The 6,374-nt window shown below is 69.7% G+C and carries 6 protein-coding genes; 4 read left to right on the top strand and 2 right to left on the bottom strand.

Going from position 1 to position 6,374, the window contains the following annotated elements; genetic code table 11:
• Positions 1-17 precede the first annotated feature (17 nt).
• Both ACIQ7D_RS23850 and ccsB read left to right on the top strand, forming a co-directional pair.
• On the top strand, positions 18-1,814 hold the full coding sequence (locus ACIQ7D_RS23850) for a cytochrome c biogenesis protein ResB (protein ID WP_403940641.1): 1,797 nt from the start codon (positions 18-20) through the stop codon (positions 1,812-1,814).
• Positions 1,811-2,902, top strand: coding sequence for a c-type cytochrome biogenesis protein CcsB (gene ccsB / locus ACIQ7D_RS23845; RefSeq protein ID WP_403940607.1), 1,092 nt, complete (start codon positions 1,811-1,813; stop codon positions 2,900-2,902). The genes ACIQ7D_RS23850 and ccsB overlap by 4 nt, the downstream gene beginning before the upstream one ends.
• Positions 2,903-3,020: 118 nt before the next feature.
• Here ccsB and ACIQ7D_RS23840 read toward each other — a convergent pair whose 3' ends face one another.
• Positions 3,021-3,491, bottom strand: a complete 471-nt coding sequence (locus ACIQ7D_RS23840) for a nucleoside deaminase (protein ID WP_403940605.1) — start codon at positions 3,489-3,491, stop codon at positions 3,021-3,023.
• Positions 3,492-3,496: 5 nt separating this feature from the next.
• On the bottom strand, positions 3,497-3,928 hold the full coding sequence (locus tag ACIQ7D_RS23835; protein WP_403940639.1) for a PLD nuclease N-terminal domain-containing protein: 432 nt from the start codon (positions 3,926-3,928) through the stop codon (positions 3,497-3,499).
• Positions 3,929-4,013: 85 nt separating this feature from the next.
• On the opposite strand from ACIQ7D_RS23835, the gene ACIQ7D_RS23830 reads away from it, so the two are divergent.
• Both ACIQ7D_RS23830 and mqnP read left to right on the top strand, forming a co-directional pair.
• Positions 4,014-5,465, top strand: a complete 1,452-nt coding sequence (locus ACIQ7D_RS23830) for a menaquinone biosynthesis decarboxylase (protein WP_403940603.1) — start codon at positions 4,014-4,016, stop codon at positions 5,463-5,465.
• The gene (gene mqnP / locus ACIQ7D_RS23825) at positions 5,462-6,364 is read left to right on the top strand and encodes a menaquinone biosynthesis prenyltransferase MqnP (protein WP_403940601.1); all 903 of its coding nucleotides are present in this window, start codon (positions 5,462-5,464) and stop codon (positions 6,362-6,364) included. The genes ACIQ7D_RS23830 and mqnP overlap by 4 nt, the downstream gene beginning before the upstream one ends.
• Positions 6,365-6,374: the final 10 nt, after the last annotated feature.

Below are 6,374 nucleotides of genomic sequence, written 5' to 3'. Positions count from 1 at the left end.
CCACGAGCGGGAAATCCATGAGCGACACCGAGACCGACAGCAGTACCGGGACCGAGACCGGGAGCGGTACCGACGCAGGTACGGACAGCGGTACCAGCACCCGTACCGCTACCGACCCTGACAGCGCGGCCTCCGCCGACGCCCGCGAGCTCGGCGCCGCCGGCTCCCAGCTCTCCACCGCCCCCCGCGAGGAGCGCTACGACACCCTCGTCGGGGGTCCCACCCTCGGGATCATCGGCTGGGCCCGCTGGTTCTGGCGCCAGCTCACCTCCATGCGCGTCGCCCTCATCCTGCTCTTCCTGCTCTCCCTCGGCGCCATCCCCGGCTCCCTGATCCCGCAGAACAGCGTCGACGAGCTGAAGGTCCAGGACTTCAAGGACCGCCACGAGACGCTCGCGCCGGTCTTCGACAAGCTCCAGCTCTTCCACGTCTACAGCTCGGTGTGGTTCTCCGCGATCTACATCCTGCTGTTCATCTCGCTGATCGGCTGCATCGTCCCGCGCACCTGGCAGTTCGTCGGCCAGTTGCGGGGCCGCCCGCCGGGCGCGCCGCGGCGGCTCGACCGGCTGCCCGCGTACACGACCTGGCGCACCACCGCCGAGCCCGGGGACGTCCGCACCGCCGCGCTCGCCATCCTGAAGAAGCGCCGCTTCCGCGCCGAGGCCGCCGGTGACGCCGTCGCCGCCGAGAAGGGGTATCTCCGCGAGGCCGGCAACCTGGCCTTCCACATCGCGCTGATCGTGATGCTCCTCGCCTTCGCCGCCGGACAGCTCTACAAGTCCGAGGGCGGCAAGCTCGTCGTCGAGGGCGACGGCTTCGCCAACACCCTCACCCAGTACGACGACTTCAGGTCCGGCTCGCTCTTCGACACGAACGACCTGGCGCCGTTCAGCTTCCGGCTCGACAAGTTCGTCGGTACGTACGAGCGCAGCGGACCGCAGGTCGGCACGCCCCGTACGTACCAGGCGAACATCCACTACACCGACGGTGCCGACGGCGAGGAGCGCGAGTCGGTCATCAAGGTCAACGAGCCGCTGGTGGTCGACGGCTCGAAGGTCTATCTGATCGGTCACGGGTACGCGCCCGTCGTCACCGTCAGGGACGGCCGCGGCGAGGTCGTCTTCAACGGCGCCGTCCCGCTGCTGCCCATCGACAGCAACGCCTCGTCCACGGGCGCCATCAAGGTGATGGACGGCTACCGGGACACGAACGGCAAGAAGGACCAGCTCGGCTTCGCCGCGTTCTTCGTACCGACGTACGGCGGCGGCGAGGGCGGCGCGACCAAGATGTTCTCGCGGTTCCCCGCGCTCGACTTCCCGGTGCTCAACGTGGGCGCGTACCACGGCAGTCTCGGTGTGGACGCCGGAGTGCCGCAGAACGTGTACCAGCTCGACACCCGGAAGATGAAGGCGTTCGAGGACGCCAAGGGCGAGCTGCTGAAGAAGACCCTGCTGCCGGGTGAGAAGCTCACCCTGCCGGACGGCGCCGGCTCGATCACCTTCGAGAAGGACGTCAAGGAGTGGGCGACGTTCCAGATCTCGCACCAGCCCGGCGACGGCTGGGCACTCGCCGGGGCGATCGCGGCCATCGCAGGACTGGCCGGTTCGCTCTTCATCCAGCGGCGCCGGGTCTGGGTCCGGGCCGTACGGGGCGCCGACGGCGTCACCGTGGTCGAGATGGCGGGCCTCGGCCGCAGCGAGTCCGCCAAGCTCCCCGAGGAGCTGGCCGAACTGGCCAACACCCTCCATTCAGAGGCGCCCAGCGCGCCTGCACCCGCACGTGAGACTGCCGAAGTCGAAGGGGCTGAGAAGTGACTCTCGCCGCCGCAGCAACCAACGAAAGCCTGGCGCAGACCAGTAACGTCCTGATCTATTCGGCCATGGCCGTCTACATGCTCGCCTTCTTCGCTCATATCGCCGAGTGGCTGTTCGGCAGCCGCAGCAAGGTCGCCCGTACGGCCGCCGCGCTGACCGGCGGCGCCAAGGGCACCGCGGCCGCCTCCGCACCGGTCGAGGTGAAGCAGCGGGGCGGCGCGACCGCCGTCCTGGAGCGGCCGAGGATCATCACCCGCTCGGCCTCCGGGGTCCGCGACATCCCGGACGGCCCCGGCGCCGCCGGCGGCGATGTGCAGGGCGACCTGTACGGCCGGATCGCCATCTCCCTCACCGTCCTCGCCTGGGCGGTCGAGGCGGCGGGGGTGGTCACCCGCGCGCTGTCCGTGCAGCGGGCGCCGTGGGGCAACATGTACGAGTTCAACATCACCTTCTCCACAGTGGCCGTCGGGGTGTACCTCGGCTTCCTCCTGCTGAAGAAGAACGTCCGCTGGCTCGGTCTGCCGCTCATCACCACGGTCCTGCTCGACCTCGGCCTCGCGGTCACGGTCCTCTACACCGCCAGCGACCAGCTCGTACCGGCCCTGCACTCGTACTGGCTGTGGATCCACGTCTCCACCGCGATCTTCTGCGGCGCGGTCTTCTACGTCGGCGGGGTCGCCACGCTGCTCTACCTCTTCCGGGAGCGGTACGAGTCGAAGCTGGCCGCCGGGCTCAAGCCGGGCGCCTTCGCCACCTCCGTCATGGAGCGGCTGCCCGCCTCGGCGACGCTCGACAAGTTCGCGTACCGCGTGAACGCCGCCGTCTTCCCGCTCTGGACCTTCACCATCATCGCGGGCGCGATCTGGGCGGGCGACGCGTGGGGCCGCTACTGGGGCTGGGACCCCAAGGAGGTCTGGTCCTTCATCACCTGGGTCGCGTTCGCCGCCTACCTGCACGCGCGCGCCACGGCCGGCTGGAAGGGGCGCAAGGCCGCCTATCTGGCCCTGATCGCCTTCGGCTGCTGGCTCTTCAACTACTACGGCGTCAACATCTTCGTCTCCGGGAAGCACTCGTACGCGGGCGTCTGACCCGAGCGGCCGCGTAGCGGCAAACAGAGCCACGTAGCAACAGAGCCACATGCGGAGGCGCCCCGCGCGGATCATGCCGCGCGGGGCGCCTCTTCGTCCGTCCACCGGGGGGTGATTCTCACTCCTCGCCGATGTCCTCGTGCCACAGCTCCGGGCTGCGCCCGATGAACTCCCGCATCAGTGCCACGCATTCCGCCGCGTCGAGCAGCACAATCTCCACGCCGTGCTCCGCGAGCCAGTCATGGCCGCCGTGGAAGGTCTCCGCCTCCCCGATCACCACCCGCGAGATCCCGAACTGCCGTACCAGCCCGCTGCAGTACCAGCACGGCGAGAGCGTCGTCACCATCGTCGTGCCCCGGTACGAGCGCTGCCGCCCCGCGGCCCGGAAGGCGGCCGTCTCGGCGTGCAGGGACGGATCCCCCTCCTGTACGCGCCGGTTGCGGCCCCGGCCGAGCAGCGCCCCGTCCGCGCCGTACAGCGCCGCGCCGATCGGGATGCCGCCCTCGGCCAGCCCGGCCCGCGCCTCCTCGACGGCGGTCGCCAGCCACGCCCGCGCCCGTGCCTCGTCGGCGCCGTCGGCCCCGTACACGGCCGTCAGGGCTTCGGCGGGGTGTCGTCCGCGCTGCCGCCGCCCTTCTCACGCCGCTCGATCTCCTCCTCGCGGCGGCGCAGATCGGCCTCCCACCGCTGGAGATGCGTGGAGTCGTCGCCCTCGGCGGTCCCGGCGGCCTCGGCCTTTTCCTGGGAGGGCGCGTCGTTCCCGTCGTCGTCCTTGCGGTCCTTGAGGGACTTCAGGAAGTCGGGGTTGTCGTCCGGGGCCACCCAGCCGCCGCGCCGCGGCGCCGCTTTGCGCTCCCGGCCCACGATGAGCCAGGCCACCGAGCCGACCAGCGGGAAGAGCAGCACCAGGATCGCCCAGATGGGCTTCGGGAGGTACTTGACCTCCTGCTCCTCGGTGGTGATGCAGTCGATGAACGCGTAGATGCTGAGAGCCAGCGGCACCAGAATCATCAGCACCCGAAGCATGGCGCTCCCCCTGGTCGTGGAGTTCGAGACCGGATCGCGGCCCCCGTGACAGGTCCAGCGTACCGAGTAGCCGATACTGGATCCCATGGCTTACGACGATCTTCGCTCGCTCCTCCGGGCGCTGGAGCGCGACGGCGACCTCAAGCGCATCAAGGCCGAAGTCGACCCGTATCTGGAAGTCGGGGAGATCGTGGACCGGGTGAACAAGGCCGGCGGGCCCGCGCTGCTCTTCGAGAACGTGCGCGGCTCCTCGATGCCGCTGGCGATGAACGTGTACGGGACGGACCGCAGGCTCCTCAAGGCGCTCGGGCTGAACGCCTACAGCGACATCAGCGACAAGATCGGCGGCCTGCTCAAGCCCGAGCTGCCGCAGGGCTTCATCGGGGTGCGCGAGGCGTTCGGGAAGCTCGGCGCGATGACCCATGTACCGCCGAAGAAGATCAAGGAAGCGCCGGTCCAGGAAACCGTCCTCATGGGTGACGACGTCGATCTCGACCAGTTGCCCGCGCTCTTCACCTGGCCCCAGGACGGCGGCTCCTTCTTCAACCTCGGGCTGACGCACACCAAGCACCCGGAGACCGGCGTCCGCAATCTCGGGCTCTACCGGCTCCAGCGCCACGACCGGCGCACCATCGGGATGCACTGGCAGATCCACAAGGACAGCCGCAACCACTACCAGGTGGCGGCCAAGCGCGGGGAGCGGCTGCCGGTCGCCATCGCGTTCGGGTGCCCGCCCGCCGTCACGTACGCCTCCACCGCGCCGCTGCCCGGCGACATCGACGAGTACCTGTTCGCGGGGTTCGTGCAGGGGCGGCGGATCGAGATGGTCGACTGCAAGACCGTGCCGCTCCAGGTCCCGGCCCACGCCGAGGTCGTCATCGAGGGGTGGCTGGAGCCGGGGAAGACGCTGCCGGAGGGCCCGTTCGGGGACCACACCGGCTTCTACACCCCGCAGGAGGAGTTCCCCGCGCTCACCATCGACTGTGTGACGATGCGGAAGAGGCCGCTGCTCCAGTCGATCGTGGTCGGCCGGCCGCCGACGGAGGACGGGCCGCTGGGGCGCGCGACGGAACGGTTCTTCCTGCCGCTGCTGAAGATCATCGTGCCGGACATCGTGGACTATCACCTCCCGGAGTCGGGCGGTTTCCACAACTGTGCGATCGTTTCGATCGACAAGAAGTACCCCAAACACGCGCAGAAGGTGATGCACGCCATCTGGGGCGCGCACATGATGTCGCTGACCAAGCTGATCGTGGTCGTGGACGCGGACTGCGATGTGCACGATCTGCACGAGGTGTCCTGGCGGGCGCTGGGCAACACCGACTACGCGCGCGACCTCACCGTCGTCGAGGGCCCGGTCGACCATCTCGACCACGCGTCGTACCAGCAGTTCTGGGGCGGCAAGGCGGGGATCGACGCGACGCGCAAGCTCCCCGAGGAGGGGTACACGCGGGACGGGGGCTGGCCCGAGATGGTCGAGTCCGACCCGCAGACGGCGGCGAAAGTCGACCGCCGGTGGAGGGAGTACGGGCTGTGACCAGCGCAGCGGCGGCAGTACCGCAGCCGGGCCGGACAAAGGCCTTCCTGCGCCTCGTGATGATCGAGCACTCGGTCTTCGCGCTGCCTTTCGCCTACATCGCCGCACTGACCGCGATGTTCCAGCTCGACAGGAACGTGCACTGGGGCCGGCTGCTGCTGGTCACGGTCGCGATGGTCGGGCTCCGTACGTTCGCGATGGCGTGCAACCGGATCATCGACCGCGAGATCGACGCCCGCAATCCGCGCACGGCGGGGCGCGAACTGGTGACGGGCGCGGTCTCCGTACGGTCCGCGTGGACGGGCGCGCTGATCGCCGTCGTCGTCTTCCTCGGGGCGGCGGCGGCGCTCAATCCGCTCTGTCTCGCGCTCGCGCCGATCGCCGTGATCCCGATGGTGGTCTATCCGTACGGGAAGCGGTTCACGCACTACCCGCACGCCATCCTCGGTCTCGCCCAGGCCATCGGCCCGGTCGGCGCCTGGCTCGCCGTCACCGGGTCCTGGTCGTGGGACGCGGTCATCCTGGGTCTGGCGGTGGGGATCTGGATCGGCGGCTTCGACCTGATCTTCGCCTGCCAGGACGTCCAGGCGGACCGGGCGCACGGGGTGCTCTCCGTACCGGCGCGCTTCGGGGTCCCGGGGGCGCTGTACGGGGCGCGCGCGTGCCATGCCGTGACGACGGTGCTGCTGGTCTGGTATGCGCTGGCCACCGGCGCCGGGGTGTTCTTCTGGACCGGGCTGGTGATCGTCGCGGGCGCCTTCCTCTACGAGCACACCATCGTGCGGCCCCACGACCTGTCGCGCCTGAACCGGGCGTTCTTCTCGGTGAACGGGTTCATCGGGATCGCCCTGTTCGTCTGCGCGCTGCTGGATCTGCTGGTGCGGGGCCTCACGCTGTGAGGTGAGCGGG

This window comes from Streptomyces sp. NPDC096310, assembly GCF_044763125.1.
In the GTDB taxonomy this organism is placed as follows: domain Bacteria; phylum Actinomycetota; class Actinomycetes; order Streptomycetales; family Streptomycetaceae; genus Streptomyces.
The sequence above is the reverse complement of the archived record's forward strand: the minus strand, read 5'-3'. Positions and strand labels throughout refer to the sequence as shown.

What these genes read in the sequence shown, in the direction of transcription:
- ACIQ7D_RS23850 (WP_403940641.1), top strand. Translation starts at nt 18, where the DNA reads ATGAGCGACACCGAGACCGACAGCAGTACCGGGACCGAGACCGGGAGC.
- ACIQ7D_RS23835 (WP_403940639.1), bottom strand. Translation starts at nt 3,928, where the DNA reads ATGCTTCGGGTGCTGATGATTCTGGTGCCGCTGGCTCTCAGCATCTAC.
- ACIQ7D_RS23830 (WP_403940603.1), top strand. Translation starts at nt 4,014, where the DNA reads ATGGCTTACGACGATCTTCGCTCGCTCCTCCGGGCGCTGGAGCGCGAC.